General features: G+C 70.1%; 14 protein-coding genes and 3 tRNA genes. 8 read left to right on the plus strand and 9 right to left on the minus strand.

Annotated features, from left to right (window positions below; all coding sequences use genetic code 11):
• Positions 1–6 precede the first annotated feature (6 nt).
• A tRNA-His gene (locus ABTV10_RS16525) sits at positions 7–79 on the plus strand.
• 328 nt (positions 80–407) lie between these two features.
• Positions 408–536 carry a hypothetical protein gene (locus tag ABTV10_RS16530; RefSeq protein ID WP_433605615.1) on the plus strand — a complete coding sequence of 43 codons (129 nt, stop codon included), beginning with the start codon at positions 408–410 and terminating at the stop codon, positions 534–536.
• Between the two features lie 117 nt (positions 537–653).
• On the opposite strand, the gene ABTV10_RS16535 is transcribed toward ABTV10_RS16530, so the two are convergent.
• Positions 654–881 (minus strand): hypothetical protein, encoded by a 228-nt coding sequence (locus ABTV10_RS16535; RefSeq protein ID WP_499028585.1) that lies wholly within the window; start codon positions 879–881, stop codon positions 654–656.
• Positions 882–934: 53 nt separating this feature from the next.
• The gene (locus ABTV10_RS16540; RefSeq protein ID WP_499028587.1) at positions 935–2,173 is read right to left on the minus strand and encodes a L,D-transpeptidase; all 1,239 of its coding nucleotides are present in this window, start codon (positions 2,171–2,173) and stop codon (positions 935–937) included.
• Positions 2,174–2,445: 272 nt separating this feature from the next.
• On the opposite strand from ABTV10_RS16540, the gene ABTV10_RS16545 reads away from it, so the two are divergent.
• Positions 2,446–2,518, plus strand: a tRNA-Lys gene (locus ABTV10_RS16545).
• Positions 2,519–2,541: 23 nt separating this feature from the next.
• Positions 2,542–2,614 (plus strand) — tRNA-Lys (locus tag ABTV10_RS16550).
• Between the two features lie 150 nt (positions 2,615–2,764).
• Here the strand turns inward: ABTV10_RS16550 and ABTV10_RS16555 are convergent.
• On the minus strand, positions 2,765–2,986 hold the full coding sequence (locus ABTV10_RS16555) for a DUF3618 domain-containing protein (protein ID WP_433605619.1): 222 nt from the start codon (positions 2,984–2,986) through the stop codon (positions 2,765–2,767).
• Positions 2,987–3,128: 142 nt separating this feature from the next.
• On the opposite strand from ABTV10_RS16555, the gene bcp reads away from it, so the two are divergent.
• Positions 3,129–3,599: a thioredoxin-dependent thiol peroxidase gene (bcp, locus tag ABTV10_RS16560; protein ID WP_499028589.1), complete on the plus strand. Its 471-nt coding sequence runs from the start codon at positions 3,129–3,131 to the stop codon at positions 3,597–3,599.
• A 13-nt stretch (positions 3,600–3,612) separates the two neighbouring features.
• Here bcp and ABTV10_RS16565 read toward each other — a convergent pair whose 3' ends face one another.
• Together ABTV10_RS16565 and ABTV10_RS16570 are read right to left on the minus strand one after the other, a co-directional pair.
• Positions 3,613–5,004, minus strand: coding sequence for a dipeptidase (locus tag ABTV10_RS16565; protein WP_499028590.1), 1,392 nt, complete (start codon positions 5,002–5,004; stop codon positions 3,613–3,615).
• A gap of 50 nt (positions 5,005–5,054) precedes the next feature.
• A complete protein-coding gene (locus tag ABTV10_RS16570; RefSeq protein WP_499028591.1) occupies positions 5,055–5,795 on the minus strand; it encodes a TetR/AcrR family transcriptional regulator in 741 nt (246 codons plus the stop codon).
• Positions 5,796–5,906: 111 nt separating this feature from the next.
• Between ABTV10_RS16570 and ABTV10_RS16575 the strand changes: the two genes are divergently transcribed.
• The 3 genes from ABTV10_RS16575 to ABTV10_RS16585 all read left to right on the plus strand — a co-directional run bounded on the left by ABTV10_RS16575 (position 5,907) and on the right by ABTV10_RS16585 (position 8,401).
• A complete protein-coding gene (locus ABTV10_RS16575) occupies positions 5,907–6,860 on the plus strand; it encodes an ATP-binding cassette domain-containing protein (RefSeq protein WP_499028593.1) in 954 nt (317 codons plus the stop codon).
• Entirely contained in the window at positions 6,857–7,642 is a 786-nt protein-coding gene (locus ABTV10_RS16580; protein WP_499028594.1) for an ABC transporter permease, read from the plus strand. Before ABTV10_RS16575 ends, ABTV10_RS16580 begins: the two co-directional genes overlap by 4 nt.
• Before the next feature lie 69 nt (positions 7,643–7,711).
• Positions 7,712–8,401, plus strand: a complete 690-nt coding sequence (locus ABTV10_RS16585) for a TetR/AcrR family transcriptional regulator (protein WP_499028596.1) — start codon at positions 7,712–7,714, stop codon at positions 8,399–8,401.
• 22 nt (positions 8,402–8,423) lie between these two features.
• On the opposite strand, the gene ABTV10_RS16590 is transcribed toward ABTV10_RS16585, so the two are convergent.
• From ABTV10_RS16590 to ABTV10_RS16605, 4 genes are all read right to left on the minus strand, one after another.
• Positions 8,424–10,022: an MFS transporter gene (locus ABTV10_RS16590; protein WP_499028598.1), complete on the minus strand. Its 1,599-nt coding sequence runs from the start codon at positions 10,020–10,022 to the stop codon at positions 8,424–8,426.
• A gap of 7 nt (positions 10,023–10,029) precedes the next feature.
• Complete coding sequence (locus ABTV10_RS16595; RefSeq protein ID WP_499028600.1) at positions 10,030–10,584, minus strand: MTB12 C-terminal domain-containing protein; 555 nt, start codon at positions 10,582–10,584, stop codon at positions 10,030–10,032.
• A gap of 216 nt (positions 10,585–10,800) precedes the next feature.
• The gene (acpS, locus tag ABTV10_RS16600) at positions 10,801–11,214 is read right to left on the minus strand and encodes a holo-ACP synthase AcpS (protein ID WP_127914271.1); all 414 of its coding nucleotides are present in this window, start codon (positions 11,212–11,214) and stop codon (positions 10,801–10,803) included.
• Entirely contained in the window at positions 11,214–20,525 is a 9,312-nt protein-coding gene (locus tag ABTV10_RS16605) for a fatty acid synthase subunit beta domain-containing protein (protein ID WP_499028602.1), read from the minus strand. The genes acpS and ABTV10_RS16605 overlap by 1 nt, the downstream gene beginning before the upstream one ends.
• Positions 20,526–20,612 lie beyond the last annotated feature (87 nt).

Raw genomic sequence — 20,612 nt, forward strand, 5'->3', positions numbered from 1 at the left:
GCGATGGTGACTGTAGTTCAGTTGGTAGAGCACCAGGTTGTGATCCTGGCTGTCGCGGGTTCGAGTCCCGTCAGTCACCCCGAAGAAACACCCCCCGGCATCGCCGGGGGGTGTTTTTCGTTTGTCGCGCCACCCCCGATTTGCGCACTTATCGATGCCGGGAAGGCCTCCCGGACACCGGTAAGTGCGCGAATCGCAAAGGCGGGAGGAACCTGGGCCAGCTCACTTTTCGGATACTCCGCGACACAGACAAATGGCCCTGAACAGGATGTTCATCCAGTCCCACTCAGCGAGACTTCCAATTAACCGTTTGTTAATCCGCCCCCTACTGTGACCTACAGCATCTCCGATGCACGGCATGACGCATGCCACACCCCCCACCCGCATCACATTGAAGGAGCATCCCCATGGGTTCTTCCGACGCCGACCTCGCCCTGATCAAGCAGATCCAGCCGGTCGTCACCGGCATCGGCGGCGTGATCGCCGGCGCTGGCGCCATCCTGGGCCTCATCGGCGCGATCAACGCCTTCCTCTGAGCCACACCGAGCACTAGCACGGTTCTCAGCCGAGCGGCCGACACCTCACAGGTGTCGGCCGCTCTGCTGTATGTGCACCCGAATTCACCGGACGGCTCCCGCACGCCCGGTAACCGGTCAGTCGAACAGGGTGGGCGCTTCGCCGTTGTCGGAGTCGTGCGCCGGATGCGCCGTGCGCGTTCCGGGCTCCGCCTTACGGACCACGGTCAGCGTCGTCGTGCGACGCGACAACCGATGCCCGTCCGCATGCTCGAGCAGGGCCATGCCGTGCCGGACCTCGAGCACCGTCCACGGGCCCGCATGCCCCGCGGCCTGGACGAGATCCCCGACTCCCACAGTTTCCACCGCTGCGCTCCCGTTCCCTCGGACAACTCGATCGCCCCCAGGATAATCCGCTGCTACGCGTTGCCGGCGCGCCAGGTCTCCCAGGGAATGTTCCAGTCGCCGAGGCCCTCCGTACCCGACAGGGTGCCGCCCACGGTGTTCTTCACGATCACGATGTCGCCGCGCTTGGTGTTGTCGTAGATCCACTTCGCGTTCGACGGGCTCAGGTTCAGACAGCCGTGGCTGGTGTTGGTGTAGCCCTGTTCGCCCACCGACCACGGGGCCGAGTGGAAGAAGATGCCGCTGTACGACATTCGCGTTGCCCAGTCGACGGGGGTGCGGTAGCCGTCGGGCGAGGTCACCGGCACGCCGTAGGTGGACGAATCCATCACGAGATGATCGAACCGATCACCGATGATGTAGACGCCGTTGTCGGTGGGGGTGCTGTCCTTGCCCATCGACGTCGGCATCGTCTTCACGTCCCGGCCCGACACGTTGACGGTCACCTGCTTGGTGTCGTCGTCGGCCGTGATGACGACGGCGTCGCCGATCGTGAACGACGAGTGGACGTCCTCCTGCCCGAACATCCCCTTGCCGAGGTCCCGGCCGTACGCCTTGACGTCGACCGTGACCTGGGTGCCCGGCGCCCAGTAGTTCTGCGGCCGCCAGCGCACCTCACGGTTGTTCAGCCAGTAGAACGCGCCCTCGACCGGCGGAACCGTGACGATCTCGATGGCCGCCTCGGCGGCCTTGCGGTCCGGGATGTTCTCGTCGAACTGCACCGCGACCGGCTGCCCGATCCCGACGACGCTGCCGTCTCCCGGCATGACGTACGGCTTGGTGAGGTTCCCGGGCGCGCTGGTCGTGAACGACATGGTGGTCGACGTCGAACCACCGAGCCCGTACGCGTCGGCCTGCAGCGTGTACTTGCGGTTGTAGCCGAGCGGTTCGGTGTTGGTCCACGACAGCCCGTCGGATGCGACAGCCCCCGCGACGACCTTTCCGTCGGGGTTGCGCAGGGTCACGTCGGACAGCCTGCCGTCGGCGACGCGGACCGTGACGGGATCGCCGGGCGAGAAGCCGACCGCGCCGTCGACCACGGATGTCGTGAGCTTGGGCTGGATCACCGCCACGAGAGGATTGGAGTCGACCGGCCCGGAGTCCGAGGTCGAGGCGCCGCTGGTCGAGATCGTGCACCCCGTGACGAGCATCACCATGCCGAGAGCGGCGGCGCCGGCCACGATCAGGGCCGGCCACCTCTGACTTGTTGCGCCGCCCCCGTCACGACACTCGCGACCGCCCCAGATGTTCATCAAAACCCCACTTCACACTGCACAGACCACACGGCGCGACCCTTCGGACGCACGCCCGCTCACGAACCGTCGTCTCTTCCCGACGCTCCGCGCACTTGCATGATGCCAGGTCGCGCACCCACCCCACTCCGACGTGCCGCAGCGGTGAATAACGGTCGAATACCAATCGCTACCTGCGGCTGGAGGGTTACAGCGGGACGGATTTGCTTTCGCTCGAAGCGGTCCGTTAATGTTCTCTTCGCACCGAGCGAGGGACACCTCGCGAAGGCAATGCGCCGCTAGCTCAACTGGCAGAGCAAGTGACTCTTAATCACTGGGTTCGGGGTTCGAGTCCCTGGCGGCGCACGCTAGTGTTTCTAGCAGAGCTAGCGCCTATAGCTCAGTTGGTAGAGCAAGTGACTCTTAATCACTGGGTCCGGGGTTCGAGTCCCTGTGGGCGCACCGGAAAGGCCCCCCGCACATCGTGCGGGGGGCCTTTTTCGTGTCGGGCCGGGTCGTGCCGGACGCCGCCCGAACGACGAACGGGACATCGCCTCACACGATCACGCGGAACGTGTGTGCCGATGTCCCGTCGGGGTCGGTCGCCGCTCGTCAGCGGAAGATCTTGCGCAGCACCAGGAGCCCGACGACGGCGCCGGCGCCGATGAGCGCCGCCTTCACCGCGGGCTCGTTCAGCTTGGCGAGCACGGTGTGCTTCGTCGACTCGACCAGACGCTTGGGATTGGTGCGGACAGCGAGCACGTCGAGTGTCTGCGCGAGTTGATTGCGGGCGTTCTCGATGTCCCGCTCGATGCTCTCGGTGTCCCTGGGCACGTGTCCTCCAACTGTCGAATAAGTGCGGCTGTGATGCTGCTGTGCCGGTCACGCTACCGGCAACACTGGACACAACCGTAGAACAGAAGGGCGAACGCGGCTCCGTCCGTACCGTCGTACGCCTTCGGTAGCCTCAGTCGCTGTGACGGACAACAGGCTCGCCCCCGGAGACATCGCCCCCGACTTCACGCTGCCCGACGCCGACGGCAACGAGGTATCGCTCGCTGACTACCGCGGCCGCAAGGTGATCGTGTACTTCTACCCCGCCGCCAGCACGCCGGGTTGCACCAAGCAGGCGTGCGACTTCCGTGACAGCCTCGCCGAGCTGAACGAGGCCGGCCTCGACGTCGTCGGCGTCTCCCCCGACAAGCCCGCCAAGCTGGCGAAGTTCCGCGACAACGAGGGGCTGAACTTTCCGCTGCTGTCGGATCCCGAGAAGACGACGCTCACCGCGTGGGGCGCGTTCGGCGAGAAGAAGATGTACGGCAAGGTCGTCCAGGGCGTGATCCGTTCGACGTTCCTCGTCGACGAGGACGGCAGGATCGAGGTGGCGCAGTACAACGTGCGCGCCACCGGCCACGTGGCGAAGCTCCGCCGCGACCTGTCGGTCTGACCGGCCGCGGCGATCACTTCCGCTCGCCGAGGCCCTGCAGGAACAGGGCCTCGGCGACGGCCAGGTTCTCGATCTCCGACGGGTCCACGCTCTCGTTCGGTGCGTGGATCAGCGCGCGCGGTTCCTCGACTCCCATGAGCACGATCTCGGCGTCCGGGAACTGCTCGGCGAGCACGTTGCACAACGGGATGGTGCCGCCCTGCCCCGCCACCGCGACCGCCGTGCCGTACGCGGACTTCAGCGCCGACGTCAGCGCCGCGTAGCCGGGTCCGGAGGTGCGCGCCCGGAACGGCGCGCCGACGGACTCCCGTTCGACGGTCACGTGCGCGCCCCACGGCGCCGCCTTCTCCAGGTGCGCGACGAGTGCATCCTGGGCGCGCTGCGGATCCATCCCGGGCGGCACCCGGAGGTTCAGGCGCGCCGCCGCCCGGGGTTGGATCGCCGCCGCGGACCCCACCACCGGCGGTGCGTCGATCCCGAGGATCGTCAGGGCCGGACGCGCCCACACCGCGTCGGCGACCGACCCCGACCCGGTCAGCCGCACCCCGTCGAGCACGCCGGCGTCCTTCCGGAACTGCTCCTCCGGGTAGTCGACGCCGTCCCAGTCCTGCGCGGTGTCGAGTCCGTCGACGACCGTGTTGCCGCCGTGGTCGCGCAGCGTAGAGAGCATCTGCACGAGCGCGGCGAGCGCGTCCGGTGCCGATCCCCCGTACATCCCCGAATGCAGTTCACCGGCGAGGGTTTCCACACGCACGACGACATTCGCGATCCCGCGCAGGCTCGTCGTGAGGGTGGGGACACCCACCGCGACGTTCCCGGTGTCGGCGATCACGACGACGTCGGCCGCAAACAGGTCCGGCCGGTCCTGGACGAGCTTCTCGAGCCCACCGGTCCCGGCCTCCTCCGATCCCTCCGAGACGATGCGGACCCCGACGGGCAGCGGATCGCCCGCCGTGGCCAGCGCCCGCAGCGCCACCAGGTGCATGACGAGGTTGCCCTTGCAGTCGGCGGCGCCGCGCCCGTACCAGCGCCCGTCGCGCTCGGTCAGCTCGAACGGCGGGGTCGCCCACAACTCCTCGTCGCCCGCGGGCTGTACGTCGTAGTGGCTGTACAGCAGAACGGTCGGTGCGCCGTCCGGGCCGGGCTGGTGCCCGACGACCGCCTTCGATCCGTCGGACGTCTCGACCAGTTCCATGTGCCCGATGCCGGCCGCTCGGAACGCGTCGGCGACCCAGTTCGCCGCGCCCTCGCACTGCTCCGGCGGGGCCTGGCGCGCGTCCGCGATCGACCGGAAGGCCACCAGTGCGGCGAGTTCCTCGCGGGCGGTCGGCATCAATGCCGCGACCCGGTCCCGAATCTCGTCCGAATGCCTCGTCACCACGGCCACCTCCAGCGTTCTCGACATGTCCTGTCGAGCCTACGAGTCGGAACGCGTCGGCGTCCGGGTACGGCGCGCTAGGCCTGCGCCGGATCCTGGTAGCGGGCGACGATCCGCTCCACGCCGTCGAGGAGGAGGCCGAGCGCGAACCGGAAGTCCGCGTCCGCCCAGTCCACGTCGTCCTCGGCGAATGCCCCGCTCTCGAGAGCCGACGTGAGCGCGGGAAACCGCGCAGGATCGAGGACGCGCGGGAGGATGCTCGCGTAGTTGTCGGGTTCCGCGTCCGGGACGAGATCGACGGTGAATCGCGCCCGGCCGATGACGTGAACCGAGACGTTGAGGGCAACCTGCACCTTGAGCGCCTCGGGCAGCCCGGTCGACGCAAGGCACCCGAGCGCGGCCTCGAGCCAGGCCATGTTGTTCGGCCCCAGGGGCGCGCCGACGATCGGCAGACGCAGCCACCACCGGTGTCGCATGAGGGCGTCGTACTCGGCGCGCGCCCACATCTCGAGCCCCTCCCGCCACGACAGGTCCGAGGGAATCTCGGGGGGCGCACCGACGACACGATCGGAGATCAGCTCGAGCAGTTCGTCCTTGCTCTCGACGTAGCGGTACAACGACATCGTGGTGAACCCAAGCCGCTTCGCGACGCGGGCCATCGACAGCGCGGCCACGCCTTCTTCGTCTGCGAGTTCGATTGCGGTGTCGAGGATTTCGTCGAGACTCAGGCCCCGCTTGGGCCCACGTTTGCCGGCCGCGCCCAGCCCCCACGCCAACTCCACGAACCGAGGCAGGGCCGCACCCTCCGTGGTGTCCATCCGCGTCATCGCTCCTGCCTGCCACTCCGGTCAACTCTTGCGCTCATCCTAAAACTGTGTATGTTCTAAACAGTTGTGTATCGCATACACAGTTTCTGGGAGGAGAGCTCGATGAATCGACCACAGCCCACTCACGCCGTGTCCGTGACCGGCCTGCGCAAGACCTTCGACGGCCGAACCGTGCTCGACGGGGTGGATCTGCGCGTGCCTGCCGGCACCGTGTTCGCGCTGCTCGGCGCCAACGGGGTCGGCAAGACCACCACGGTCCGCGTGCTGTCCACGCTGCTGCCGTTCGACGCGGGAGAGGTCGAGGTCGCCGGCCACTCTCTGCCGTCCGACGCCCGCGCGGTCCGCGCCGACATCAGCGTCACCGGGCAGTACGCGTCCGTCGACAAGCTCCTGACCGGGCGCGAGAACCTCGTCCTGATGGGCGTGCTGCATCACCTCGGTCGACGCGCCGCCCGACTCCGCGCCGACGAACTGCTGCACCGGTTCGATCTGGTCGACGCCGCGGATCGGCGGGCCGACACCTACTCCGGCGGGATGCGCCGACGACTGGACCTCGCCATGAGCCTCGTCGCCCGACCCAAGGTCCTGTTCCTCGACGAGCCGACCACCGGACTCGATCCGCGCAGTCGCCGGGACATGTGGGAAATGGTCCGCGAACTGGTCCGTGAAGGCACCACCATCCTCCTCACGACCCAGTACCTCGACGAGGCCGACGAATTGGCGGACCGTATCGCCGTGCTCGACGGCGGACGGATCGTGGCCGAGGGGTCCGTGGACGAACTCAAACGCCTCGTCCCCGGCGGCCACGTCGAGCTCAGGCTCCATGATGCCGCTCAACTGGCCCGGGCGCGCGCGGCCCTGCCCGAGGCCGCGGTCGACCCCGACACGGCGACGCTGACGATCCCGACCGACGGCAGCATCCGGTCCCTCGGGGCGCTCCTGGACCGTCTCGACGACCCGACGCTGTCCGTCGAACGGTTCGCCCTGCACACCCCCGACCTCGACGACGTGTTCTTCGCGCTGACCGGCGCCGAACGGAAGGAAGAAGCCCGATGACGACTCCCACCACCGGACGCGACACCCCGACCGTCGTCGCGGATTCGTGGGCGATGTTGCGACGCAATCTCACCCACATCACTCGGAGTCCCGACACGATGATCACGGCCGTGGCGCTGCCGGTCATGCTGATGTTGCTGTTCGTGTACGTGTTCGGCGGCGCCATCGACACCGGCACCGCGTACATCGACTACGTCGTGCCCGGCATCGTCCTGCTGTGCGCCGCCTTCGGGTCGTCCACCACCGCAGTGAGCGTGTCCGCCGACATGACGGACGGCATCATCGACCGCTTCCGCACGCTCCCGATCGCCCGCTCCGCCGTACTCAACGGCCACGTACTCGCGAGCGTCGTCCGCAATCTGATCACCGGTGCCATCGTCGTGGGCGTCGCCCTGTTGATGGGGTTCCGGCCGACGGCCGACCCACTGCGCTGGCTCGGCGTGGTCGGCGTCCTCGCGCTGTTCGTCTTCGCGCTGTCGTACCTGTCGACGGCGCTCGGACTCCTCGCCCGGAATCCGGAGGCCGCCAGCGGATTCACGTTCGGGATCCTGTTCCTCCCGTACGTGAGCAGCGCCTTCGTGCCCGCCGAGACGATGCCGACGTGGTTGCGGTGGTTCGCGGAGAACCAGCCCGTAACGCCGATCATCGAGACGGTCCGGGGCCTGCTCATGGACACGCCGATCGGTGACAGCGCCTGGCATGCGGTCGCGTGGTGCGTCGTCATCGCCGTGGCCGGGTACGCGGCCGCGACCACGCTCTATCGCCGGCGGACCTCTCGTTAGCGGTACCGAGAGAAACACCAGAACGGGAACTTCGTCGAATCCGGCGCGAAAGACCTATAACCTGTGCTCGTGGAGTCCACTACCAGCCGCCGTCTGCCCCGCAGGGCGGACCCCGCGCTGGAGGTCGATAGCGACCCCCAGGAGCTGATGCCCCGGCGGCGCCCGACACAGGAACGGAGCCGTCGCAAGTTCGACGCGCTTCTCGCCGCGTCCCGCGAACTGCTGGTCGACGTCGGCTTCGAATCGTTCACGTGCGAGGAGGTCGCGGCCCGCGCCGACGTCCCGATCGGCACCCTGTACCAGTTCTTCGCCAACAAGTACGTGATCGTGTGCGAACTCAACCGCCAGGACCTGGTCGGGGTGCAGCAGGAACTCGAGGCGTTCGACGGCGAGGTGCCGTCGTTGGACTGGCTGCGCTTCCTCAACAAGTTCGTCGACCACATGGCCGGGCTGTGGACGTCGGATCCGTCCCGGCGCGAGGTGTGGCTGGCGATGCAGTCGACGCCGTCCACCCGCGCGACCGGGGTGATCCACGAGAAGGAGTTCGCCGAGCAGGTCTCCCGCATGCTGGCGCCGCTCACCCCGCACACGCCGCGCGAGCGTCGCAAGATGATGGCAGAGGTCCTCGTCCACGTCGTGTACTCGATGCTCAACTTCTCGGTCCAGGACGGCCAGAGCCACGACGACGCGGTCGCCGAACTCAAGCGGCTCATGGTCGCCTACCTGCTGGTGGCGGAGAAGGAATCCCGTTCCAAGTGAGGACGATTCGACCACGGCGGGATCAGCGGCCGCGGACCGGCACCTCCGCGACGTCGTCGTAGCCGCCGCGGGTGGTGCCGCGGGCCCGTACCGCCGCCACGGCCGTGATCCCGGCCGCGACGAAGATCATGATCGCCGAGACCAGCAGCGCGGTGTCGAGTCCCGCGTGGAACGCCCGGTAGGTGGCGTCGATGACCTGGTCGACGATCGGCCCGTAGGCCGACGACGCCTGCTGGTCGCCGCCGGCCGGCACCGCACCGGTCTTGATGGCGTCGATGACGATGGCCTGGAAGTTCGCCGGGATGTTCAGGTCGTTGAGCCGGCCGGTGAGATCGGATGTCATGTGCGCGTTGACGAGTGATCCCAGCGCGGCGACACCGACGACCGCGCCGATCTGGCGCATCGTGTTGGTCGCCGCTGCCGCCATGCCCGAGTGCGCGGCCGGGACACCGGACAGGACGGCAGACGTCAACGGCACCACCGCGACCCCGAACCCAATGCCCGCGACGGCGAGCGCCGTCGCAAGCGGCAGGAAGGAGGGGTCACCGCTCAGTGCCGCGCGGGTGAGCAGGATGCCGATTGCCCCGACCACGCAGCCGACGAGCATCGGCACGGCGGCCGAACTGCGCGCCACCCACAATCCGCACAGCACCGAACCCACCACGATCGCCACGGCCATCGGCGCGAACATCGCGGCCGCGTGCAGCCCCGAGTACGCGTACACCTCTTCGAGATACAGCGCCGTGAAGAAGAAGATCGAGAACACCCCGAAATACACCGTGAACGCCACGATGAGCGCGCTGCGCACCATCGGCGGGCGCAGATAGCGGAAGTCGAGCATCGGGTTCCGCACGCGCAACTCCACGACGACGAACGCGACGAGTGCCACCGCGCCGACGACGAACAGAGCCACGACCGACGGCGCGTCGTAGCCGACGTTCTCGCCCGAGATCCCGGCGTAGATCACGCATCCCAGGAAGGTCGAGCCCAGCACGAAGCCGGCGAGATCGAGGGGACCGGGCTGCGGGTCGGCGCTCTCGGGGACGAAACGCACGGCCGCGACCAGCAACACGACGCCGAGGACGAGGTTGAACCAGAAGACCGCGCGCCAGTTGTAGGTGCCGACCAGGATTCCTCCGACGACCGGACCGAGCGCCAGCGCGAGCCCCGATACCCCCGACCACACACCGAGAGCCCGTGCCCGCTCGCTCCGGTCGGGGAACACGTGCCGGATCACCGACAGGGTGCCCGGCTCCGACGCAGCCGCGCCGACGCCCATGACCGCCCGCCCCACGATGAGCAGGGCCACCGTCCCGGCGGCTGCGGAGACCACCGAGCCGACGCAGAAGATCGCGATGCCGGCGACCATGACGCGTTTTCGGCCCCACCGGTCGCCGAGCGAGCCGGCCGTGAGCATCAGACTCGCGAACACCAGTGTGTACGCGTTGACGACCCACTGCAGCGACACCACGCCGGCGTGCAGGTCGGACTGCACGCTGCCCAGGGTGACGCTGACGATCGTGGTGTCGAGGAACGTCAGGAACAGCACCGCGCACACGGTGGCGAGCGCGGCGCGCTGTCCCGGCGCCGTGCCCGAACGTGCAGCGACGCCGGGCCCCATGGCGAACTCAGCTGGGGGCGGCGGGCGATGTCGTGGGCTGTCCGCACACCGGCGGCGGGTTGCCCTGGAGGGTCAGCAGGTCGCAGAACGTCGCCTGGGCCACCTTCCACTGACCGTCCACGTTCACCGCCTCCCCCATCTGGTCGGCGAGGACCGGTTGTCCGTTCGCCGACACCGTGTAGACGACGGTGGCGTGGCCGGGCGCGTCGAGGTCGACCTTCGTGACCGTCGCGGTCGTACCCTGCGCGAGGGGCGACGCCGCCTGCGCGTTGATGACGTCGGCGAACTCCTGGCCGTTCTGGACAAGCATGACCTTCTGGTCACCGGGCGTGCTGCCCGAGAAGAACGCGACGAACGCGTCGCCTGCCGCCTTCTCGTCACCGGACATCGCGGCCGTTCCCGACATCGTGGTCGTCGGTGTGGATGTGCCCGACGAGTTGTCGTCCGACGAACCGCAGCCCGCCGCTGCCACGAGTAGAACTGCGCCGAACGCCAGCGCGACGGCGGCTCTGACCACGCCGCCCGGGCCACCCTTTCGGCTCCTCGGTGTCGAATCGCGCATGTCACGTCCCCTTCCGTCGTCGTCTCGCGGATGTCGAACGGCTCTCGAACGTCTTCGGGCGGCGTCTGGCAACGCAGTACCAACCCCTCTCACTGTTCTACGCCGATTCGGGGTCGGTGACGTCACCTTCGGCGGGATACGCGGCACCGCACGAACGAACGAGGCCGGCCGACGGATTGTGTCCGTCGACCGGCCTCGTGTTTTTTCCGTGCTCGATCAGCCGATGGGCTGGATCGGGTCAGGTTCTTCGATCACCACCATCGCGCCCGCGACGTCGCCGTCGTGGGTCAGCGACAGGTGGATCTTCGCGCTCGGCAGGAACTCGGCGGCCTCGCCGTGCAGCTTGATGGTGGGGCGCCCCCACGCGTCGTTGACCACCTCGACCAGCACGTAGGCGTTGTCGCCCACGGCCGGCGGCCGGGCGAACCGCGAGGCCGCCCACGCCTTGATCACCGCTTCCTTCGCGGCCCACCGGACCGCGTAGTGCCGCGCCGGGTCGGTGCTGCGGGACTCGCAGTACCGACGCTCGGCAGGCCGGAAGCTCGACAGCATCGCCGTGCCGGGACGCTTCATCTGCTCCGCGAACTCCGAGATCGTGACGACATCGAAGCCGATTCCGAGAACTGCCACTACTGGCACCCCGGCTTTCCGGTGCGGTACACGTCGTCGGTGCCCAGGCGCGCATCCTCGGTGAGGAGCATGTCGGCCTCGAGCTGGCGGGCAGCCTTGGCCGGCACCGAATCTCCGCCGAAGCGGCGGTCGGCCGGACGCTCGTAGAGGCTGTCGCCGCCGCACATCGCCGCGGCCAGTCGACGCTGACCGTCGACGGTGCGCTGCTGCGCCTGCGCCAGGTAGGCCTCGCGCTGCTCGGCCGGGATCGACTCGACGAACGCCTGCGGGTGCACGATCGCGATCAGGCCCGACACGTGACCGAAGCCGAGGCTGGTCAGCAGGCCGGCCTTGAGCGGGAACTGCTCGCCGAAGCGCAGCGGCGTGCGCGGCCACACGAGGTGCGAGAACTCCGCCATCTTGTCGTCGACGCAGTCGAGGCTGCGGTTCGGCGGGATCACGCCCTGGCTGAGGACCTGGCACAGGCCGATCAGCTGGAACGCCGCCGCACCGCCCTTGGCGTGACCGGTGAGCGACTTCTGCGAGATCACGAACAGCGGGGCGCCGTCGCTGCGGCCCAGCGACGCGGCCAGACGCTCGTGCAGCTCGGCCTCGTTCGGGTCGTTCGCCGCGGTCGAGGTGTCGTGCTTGGAGACGACCGAGATGTCGTCGGCGGTGATGCCGAGCGCGTTGAGCGACAGCGCCAGCTGCGAGTCCTGGCCACCGCGTCCGGCGCCGAGGGCACCGATGCCGGGAGCCGGGATCGAGGTGTGCACGCCGTCGGCGAACGAACCCGCCCACGCGACCACACCGAGGACCGGCAGGCCCATCTCGAGGGCCAGGTCGCCGCGCGCCAGCAGGATGGTGCCGCCACCGGCCGACTCGACGAAGCCGCCGCGACGACGGTCGTTGGCCCGCGAGAAGCGCCTGTCGTCGATGCCCTTGGCGGACATCTCGTCCGACTTCGCGGTCGCCGACATGTCACCGAAGCCGACGATGCCCTCGATGCCGAGGTCGTCGAAGCCGCCGGAGACGACCAGCTTGGCCTTGCCGAGCTTGATCTTGTCGACGCCTTCCTCGACGGAGACCGCGGCCGTGGCGCACGCCGCGACCGGGTGCACCATCGCGCCGTAGCCACCGACGTACGACTGCACAACGTGTGCGGCGATGACGTTCGGCAGGGCCTCCTGCAGGATGTCGTTCGCGCGGGACTCGCCGAGCAGCGTGTCGATGTAGAGCGAGCGCATCGACGTCATGCCGCCCATGCCGGTGCCCTGGGTGTTGGCGACGAACGCCGGGTGCACCCAACGCAGCAGCTCGGACGGGGTGAAGCCACCGGTGAGGAACGCGTCGACGGTGGTGACGATGTTCCACAGGCCCACCCGGTCCACGGAGCCGGCCATGTCGGCGGGGATGCCCCACTTGGTGACGTCGAATCCGGTCGGGATCTGGCCGCCGACCGTGCGGGTCAGCTTCACCTTGCGCGGCACGCGGATCTCGGTGCCGGCCTTGCGGGTGACGGTCCAGTCGCCGCTCTCCGGGTCGACCGCGGCGACCGTGTTCTCCGGGTCCGAGTCCACGAACGCGCGGGCCTCGGCCTCGGAGCCGACGACGAAGGACAGGTCCTTGTCGATGAACACCGACGTCAGCAGCGGCGCCGTGTTGTCGACCATGGCGCCCTCGTCGCCGTAGGTGCGGATGCCGCAGCGCTCGACGACGGTGTCGTGGTAGCGGTCGGCGATCTCCTCCTCCGGCACCAGCTCACCGGTCTCGGCGTCGTACCAGCCCGGCTTGGGGTCGTTCTCCCACACGACCAGCCCGGTGTTCCACGCCAGCTCGAGCACGCCGGCCGCCGAGAGCTGCTCGTCGACCTCCATCTCGAAGCGGGTCCGCGCGGAGCCGTACGGTCCGAGCTCGCCGGCGCCGACGATGACGACCAGGTCGGCCGGATCGACGTCCAGTTCGGGCCAGGAGGACACCGCCGGGGCGACCACAGGACGCGGCGGGGCGGGCAGGGCCGCAATGGAATTCGCGTCCTTCGCCGACTCGTCCCCGGCCTTGGCCGCGTTCTCGGCGGCCTCGGCCGCCTCCTTCGCGAGCGCCGGAAGGTCCAGGTCGACCTCGGCGAGACCGCCGGTGAGATCCACCAGACGCGGAGCCTGCGCGGCGGCGCGCTTGGCGTCGGCGGTGCACGAGGTCAGCAGCTCGGTGGCCATCTCGTCGGTGGACCACGTGCGCACGCCCTTGGCCTCGACCGCCTCGACCATCGGGTCGTTGCCGCCCATGAGGCCGGTGCCGCGCACCCAACCGATCAGCGCGTGGACGAGGGTGACCCGCTCGGCCCACGTGCGCTCGGCCGACCAGCGGCCGACGATCGCGTCGAGCGCGGCCTTGGACTCGCCGTAGGCGCCGTCACCGCCGAACAGACCACGGTTCGGGGAGCCGGGCAGCACGACGTGCAGGTGGGTGTCGACGTCGCTGTCGTAGCCGATCTTCGACAGGCCGCCGATCAGGCGCTCCACCGACCACAGCAGCACCCGCATCTCCATCTCGGCGCGGGCGCCGGCGTCGGAGAGCTCGCCGGCCACGCGCGGCGCGGCGAACGGGAACAGCATCGTCGGCGTCATCGCCTCCTTGATCAGCTTCTTCGCACCGCCGGCGGTCTCGGTCTGCACCGAGCCGACCCAGTCGATGAGCGCGTCCACATCGGCGTACGACGCCATGTTGGCGGGCACGACCCACAGGGCCGCACCGGCGCGCGCGTTCTCGCTGTAGAGCTTGCGGTAGAAGCCGAGGCGCTCGCTGTCCAGACGCGACGTGGTCACGACGACCGTCGCGCCGCCGCCGAGGAGCTTGCCCGCCACGGACGCGGCGATCGAGCCCTTGCTGGCGCCCGTGACGACCGCGATCTCACCGGTGTACTGGCCGGTCTCGTCGATCGGCGCGACCGCGACCTGCGCGATGCGGCCGTAGACCTCGGCGAGGGTGATGCGTCCGGACTCGGTCGCCCGCTGCTGCCACCACTGCGCGTGGGCGGCCACGGCGGCGCCGGCGCCGTCGAAACGCTCGACGGTGATGTCGACCTCGCCGGTCCAGGCGCGGGCCAGGTCCTCGCGTGCGGTGGCCCAGCGGTCGTCGACCAGGACGGCCTTCTTGGCATCGAACGCGGGAGCGACCAGGCGCGGCCAGTCGGAGCCCAGCTCGGCCGAGACGAGGTCGACGAGGGCGGTGTCCTCGGCAGCGACGGCGGCAGCAGCGGACTCGCTGAAGCCGAGCTGCTCGAGCACCAGGCGCGCAGCCGAAGCCAGCACGCCGTTGCGTCCGGTGATGTGCTCGGTGAACTCACCGAGCGCGGCCGCGTCGACGGTGCCACCGGCACCGCCACCGGCCGCCGGCATCGAGACTGTGACCCCGCGACGCGACGCGACGGACTGGACGGCGGCGTCGACGAGCGCGTCGACCGCGGCACCGTCGGCGATCGTGCCCTCGTGCAGCCCGCCCATGGCGCCACCGCGGACGCTGGAGCCGTCACGGGTGCCGAGCGCGACCTCGGCGGTCACGTGGTGGGCCCAGCCGTCGCCGAGTTCCCAGACCTTCTTGACGCGATCCGCGATGGCGGCCGGACGCTTGCCGGACGGACCGAACACCTTGCGAAGGTGGTCGTTGATCGAATCGGTCAGCACCGGGCCGAACGGCTTGTAGGTGCGAGCCAGGCGGTCGACCGTGACGGCCAGCGAGCCCATGTCGGCGTCGGCGGCACCGTCGATCGCACCGAGGGACAGCTCGGCGCCGAGGTCGACGAGGAGCTGGTTGCGGCGCGACGACACGCCGTCGCACAGCGCCTCGATGGTGTCGGCGGGGCCGATCTGGTCCGGGCGCAGCTTCGTCCACAGCGCGATGAGCACCTTGGTGGCGTCGGCGGCCTTGAACGCGATGTCGTCCGGGCGCGGGCCACCGGCCGGCGCGGCCGGGGCGGCAGCGGGTGCGGGCGCGGCCGCAACCGGTGCGGCGGGTGCCTCAGCGGAGTCGTCCGCAGGATCTTCTTCGACGGGCGCCGGGTCGACGTCGGTGCTGTAGACGACCGACGCCTCGCGCTCGATGTTGAGCACCTCGACCTTGGTATTCGCGTGCTCGTCCAGCTTCAGCGTCTGCGCCGCGAGGTTCGCGACGGTCGGGGTGGCGCCCAGACCGATCTCGACGAAGCGCTCGACACCCAGTCCGCCGTGGTCCTCGTCCGTGAACAGCAGGTCCTGCGTCTCGATCCAGCGGACCGGGCTCGCGAACTGCCAGGCCAGCAGCTCGATGAGCACGACGCGGGTCAGCGCGACGGGACGCTCGCTCCAACCGTCGAAGTCGGCGAGCACGGCCTGCAGCTGCTCGGACGGCACCAGGTCGGCGATCTCCTGGACGAAGTCGCGGCCCAGGTTGAACAGCTTGGGCACCAGGTTCGGGATGTAACGCCCGATCAGCAGCGACGGGTCGATGTCGTGCGGCAGCAGCTCGTCGAGCTTGGCACGGAAGTCGTCGACGCCGCCGCGCAGCACCGTCGAGTGGAACGGGACGTCGATGCCCGGCACCAGGATGAACGCGCGCTTGCCGCCGAAAGCCTCACGGCGGATGTCGATCTCACGCTCGAGCGCCTCGAGGCCCTTGACCGTGCCGGCGATCGCGTACTGCGAACCCTTGAGGTTGAGGTTGACGATCTGGAGGAATTCCCCGGTCGCGTCGGCGACGCCACCCACGAACGCCTGCAGCTCGTCGTCGGCGACGCCGATCTGCGACGGACGGATCGCGGCCATGCGGTAGTCGCTGCGGCCCGCACCGTCACGCGGCACCAGCTCGTGCATCGCCGAACCACGCTGGAAGACGACCTCGAGCAGCGCCTCGAGCGGCAGCACGCCGGCGACCGCGGTGAGGGCGTTGTACTCGCCGACCGAGTGACCGGCCAGGTAGGAGCCCTCGACGAAGGCGCCGGCCTCGCGGAGTTCGGCGACCTGAGCGACACCGAGGGTCGCCATCGCGACCTGGGTGAACTGGGTCAGGTGCAGCACACCGTCCGGGTGCCGGTGCTCGACGCCCCGCGCCTTGACCAGCGTCGGGTTGTCGCGGACGACCGCGAGGATCGAGAAGCCGAGCGCCTCGCGGGTGTGCTTGTCGGCGCGCTCCCAGATCTCGCGGGCGGCCTTGCTGCGCGAGCGGGCGTCGAGGCCCATGCCCGGACGCTGGATGCCCTGGCCCGGGAAGGCGTAGACGGTCTTCGGGGCGGCGGTGCGACCCGTCGCGACCATCACCAGGTCGCCGTCGACGCGGCAGCCGACCTCGACGATCTCGTCACCGCGATCGGTGGCGACGCGGTCGACGCGGACGTCGATCTCGGCGCCGGGGCGGACCATGCCGAGGAAGCGCGCGGTCCACGCGGTCAGTCGGCGTGCCGGGGTCTTCGACTCGGGATCGATCGCGATCACGGCCTGCTGGGCCGCGGCCGACAGCCACATGCCGTGGACGATCGGGCTGCCGAGGCCCGCGAGCAACGCCGCGGCGTCGGAGGTGTGGATCGGGTTGTGGTCGCCCGAGACGCGGGCGAACGCGGCCATGTTGCGCGGCGCGACCATCTTCAGGTCACGGCGACGACGACGCGGGGTCTCGGCGACATCGGCGCTCAGCGAGCCGCCGGCCCGGGCCGGATCCGCCAGCTCGCCCTTGCCGGTGCGACCGCGGATCGCGAAGCGCTCGGTGAGCGTCGCGACGGCGGGAGCCTCGAGGCCCTCGCCGAGCATCGCGCCCAGCTGGACGCGCACCTCGACGACGCGACCCATGTCGGTGTCGACGACCTCGCCGGCCTCGGCACGGACCACGAGAATGCTGGTCTCCGTGGGCAGTTCGCCGACCAACTCGACGGCGTGGTCGAGGTGGACCAGGTCGAGCATGCCCTCGATGACGTGGACGCCCTCGGTGGTGGTCGCGGCGCCGAGCACCGCGAAAACGGCGGGCCAGCAGGCGCCGACGACGACGTCGGGCACGGCCTTGCCGCTGGTGCTCACGGTCTCGGGCAGGCCGACACCGGTGACACCGGCGTGATCGGCGATCAGGTCCGGGGTCCACGCCAGGTTGACGTGCGCGGCACCGTTCTTGACCGGCGGAAGCTCCTGTCCGGCAGCGACACCGAGCAGGGCCGACATCGACGCCTCGGCGTCGGCCTCGGTGATGACCGGCGCGCCGCCGTCACGGACGGTGGCGGGCACGGTGATCCGGATCTCGACGGCCTTGCCCAGCGCGAGCGGCACCGTGAGGTCGACGTGCTCGGCATCGGCGACGACCAGGCGTGCGCCGGTCTTGTCGTGGCTCGCGACGGTGTCGGACTCGATGGTCCACTCGGCGACGGCACCGAGACGACGGACCGGGTTCTGCGTCAGGCGGGCGGCCCAGCGCACGTCGGGGGCGGTGAGGACGGCGTCGAGCAGTCCGGTGCCGAAGCCGCCGTGGCGACGACCCGCGACGGGCGTCGGGGTGGCGCCGGCCGCGACCAGTTCGTCGGCGGTGGCCTTCTCGAAACGGTCCAGCAGCTCGCCGACGGGCTCGTCGACGCGGGTGATGCCGGCGACCGCGACGGTGCCGGGGATGATGCACACCTGGTCGGCCGTGTAGCGCGGATCGTGCGCCTGCCACAGCGAGTCGGAGCGCCACCAGCGGCGCACGTCGCCGTCGACGACGGGTACGAAGTTCACCGGCTTGCCGGGCATCTTGCACAGCGCGACGAAGAACGGCACGTCGGCCGGGTGCAGGACGGTGGTGGCGTAGTCGGGGTACGCGGCCTCGAGCGCGCATAGCGCCGCGAACGGCCGGTCGAGCGTCGCCGGGTCGGCGAACAGGGTCTGGATGGGGCCGCGGTCGTTGCGGTGCAGGCGGGCCTCGGCGCGCTGCAGCATCTCGCCGAAGCGGTCTCGCCACGAGACGTCCAGCCACACCGACTGCGTCGCATCGGCAATCGCGTCCTGCACGTCGCCACCGCAGTCGAACGCCTGCGGGGAGTCGACCCCCACGGCCAGTTCCAGGTAGCGGCGCAGCCACTGCTGGTAGGTCATGGTCGCGACGTCGCCGAAGTACGGCTTGGCGGTCACGTCGAGCGCGGCGATGATCTCGTCGCGGCGGGCCGCGACGGCCTCCGCGTCACCGGCGACCTCGTCGAGCAGGCGGCCGGTGCGCGACGCCGCGTTGTCGATCTCGTGGATGTCGGCGCCCAGCTGGCTGCGGCCGGAGGCCATGCCACCCTCCGCGGTGCCCGCCCCGACCCAGTCGGGGGTGCCGGGGGTGTCGACGAGCATCTGCTTGACGTCGGCCGAGGTGGTGGCCTCGAGCGTCGCCATCGCGGCGGTGCCGACGAGGATGCCGTCGAGCGGCATCGCCGGGAAGCCGTACGCGGTGGACCAGCGGCCGGTCAGGTAGTCGGCGGCCCGCTCCGGGGTGCCGATGCCGCCGCCGACGCACAGCACCAGGTTCTCGCGGGTGCGCAGCTCGGCGTAGGTGTCGAGCAGCAGGTCGTCGAGGTCCTCCCACGAGTGGTGACCGCCGGCGCGGCCGCCCTCGATGTGCACGATGACCGGGTAGTCCGGCACCTCGTTCGCGATGCGGATCACGGAACGGATCTGCGCGACGGTGCCCGGCTTGAACGCGACGTAGCTGAAGCCGGCCTCGGTCAGCTCGTCGATGATCGTGACGGCTTCCTCGAGCTCGGGGATGCCGGCGGTGACGACGACGCCGTCGAACGGGGCGCCCGCGGCACGCGCACGCGGCACCAGGCGCTTGCCACCCACGTGCAGCTTCCACAGGTACGGATCGAGGAACATCGAGTTGAACTGGACGGCGCGACCCGGCTCGAGCAGGCCCTTCAGCTCCTCGACGTGGTCGGCGAAGATCTGCTCGGTGACCTGACCGCCACCGGCCAGCTCGGCCCAGTGGCCGGCGTTGGCCGCTGCGGCGACGATCTTGGGATCGACGGTCGTGGGGGTCATGCCCGCGAGCAGGATCGGCGAACGTCCGGTCAGTCGCGTGAACGCGGTCTCGACGGCGACGCGGCCGTCGGGCAGCGCAACCGCCTTGGGCGCGAACTCGGTCCACGCGCGCGGCACCTCGGGTGCGGCACCGGGGGTGAGCAGGTTGCGGTGGCCGGCGCGGGTGGAGGCGGCGACGATGCCGACGCCCTGACCGCGCAGGCCGGTGGAGGTCATGCGGGTGAGCAGGTCACCGGGGCCCAGGTCGAGGATCCAGGCGGCGCCGGAGGAGATCGCGCCCTCGACCTCCTCGACCCAGTCGACGGGATCGACGAGCACGGCCTGCGCGAGCTCGCGCACCTGGTCGGCGTCGAGGCCACAGCGGGCGGCCCAGCCGCCGATGATCTCGACGGCCTCGTTCAGGGCCGGGTGGTGGAACCCGACCTCGACGGACAGCGACTCGAAGACGGGCGAGAACACCGCGCCGCCACGGGTCTTGGCGTCACGGGCACGGGCCTCGTCGGCCGCGATCTGCTCGCAGCGCTGCTGCACGCGAGCCAGCTGGGCGGGCGGACCGGACAGCACGACACGACGGCGGCCGTTGCGGATCGCCATGACGGCCGAGCGGTCCGCGTCGATGCCCTCGGCCAGCTCGGCCACGATCGCCGCGAGGCGCTCGGGGTCGACGTTGGAGACGGCGAGCATCGGCGAGCGGTCGGCGGTGGCGAGGATGCCGCGTCGGCGCCCCACCAGTCCGGCGGCCGCACCGATGAGCTGGGCGGTCGCGAGCAGCGCGCCGTCGGCGGCGCCGGCCCCGGCGACCGCGGCGGCGGCGATCAGGCCCTGCGAGTGACCGATCGTCGCGACCGGCGCGGTGACGGCGGGATCGAGGCCCTGCTGCTGCAGCGCACGCAGTGCGGCGAGCTGGGTGAGGAACACGCCGGGCAGCGAGACCGCGGCGGAGGTCAGCGCGGCCGCGGACGGGCCGGCCGCCTTGGCACTGTCTTCGTCCTCCGCGAGTTCCTGCTCGAGGATCCATGCGATCGGGTCGAAGCCGACCGGGCGCACGACGAGCAGGTCCTGGGCCACCGGTTCGAGAATCGCGGAAGCCTCGTTCACCAGTTCCGTGAGGGTCGGCTCGAGGCCGCTGTCCCGGGTGAGCTCGGCGAGTGCGCTCAGCCACGGCGCGCCCTGGCCGCCGAAGGCCAGCGCGTACGGCTCGCCGGCGCGGAGGCGGTCCACGAGCGGTCCCTGCGCGGCGGATCGGGCCGGAGACCGATCGGCACCGAACCGGCTGCGCTCCTTCGAGGTTCGTCCGTTTCCTGCAGTGTCGTCAATCGTCACTGGAGTTGAGTCCTCTCCTGGTTCCCTGACGGGAGGTAGGTCGTGGTCGGCCGCCCTCGGCAGAGTTGACGCGCAATGTCCCTCGAC

This window comes from Paraburkholderia sp. RHO2 (assembly GCF_050955445.1).
Lineage (GTDB): Bacteria > Actinomycetota > Actinomycetes > Mycobacteriales > Mycobacteriaceae > Prescottella > Prescottella agglutinans_A.

Bases quoted from the DNA above. Each gene is read 5' to 3' on its own strand.
- ABTV10_RS16530 (WP_433605615.1), top strand. From the start codon at position 408: ATGGGTTCTTCCGACGCCGACCTCGCCCTGATCAAGCAGATCCAGCCG.
- ABTV10_RS16570 (WP_499028591.1), bottom strand. From the start codon at position 5,795: ATGGACACCACGGAGGGTGCGGCCCTGCCTCGGTTCGTGGAGTTGGCG.
- ABTV10_RS16575 (WP_499028593.1), top strand. From the start codon at position 5,907: ATGAATCGACCACAGCCCACTCACGCCGTGTCCGTGACCGGCCTGCGC.
- ABTV10_RS16590 (WP_499028598.1), bottom strand. From the start codon at position 10,022: ATGGGGCCCGGCGTCGCTGCACGTTCGGGCACGGCGCCGGGACAGCGC.
- ABTV10_RS16595 (WP_499028600.1), bottom strand. From the start codon at position 10,584: ATGCGCGATTCGACACCGAGGAGCCGAAAGGGTGGCCCGGGCGGCGTG.
- ABTV10_RS16540 (WP_499028587.1), bottom strand. From the start codon at position 2,173: ATGAACATCTGGGGCGGTCGCGAGTGTCGTGACGGGGGCGGCGCAACA.
- ABTV10_RS16580 (WP_499028594.1), top strand. From the start codon at position 6,857: ATGACGACTCCCACCACCGGACGCGACACCCCGACCGTCGTCGCGGAT.
- ABTV10_RS16565 (WP_499028590.1), bottom strand. From the start codon at position 5,004: ATGTCGAGAACGCTGGAGGTGGCCGTGGTGACGAGGCATTCGGACGAG.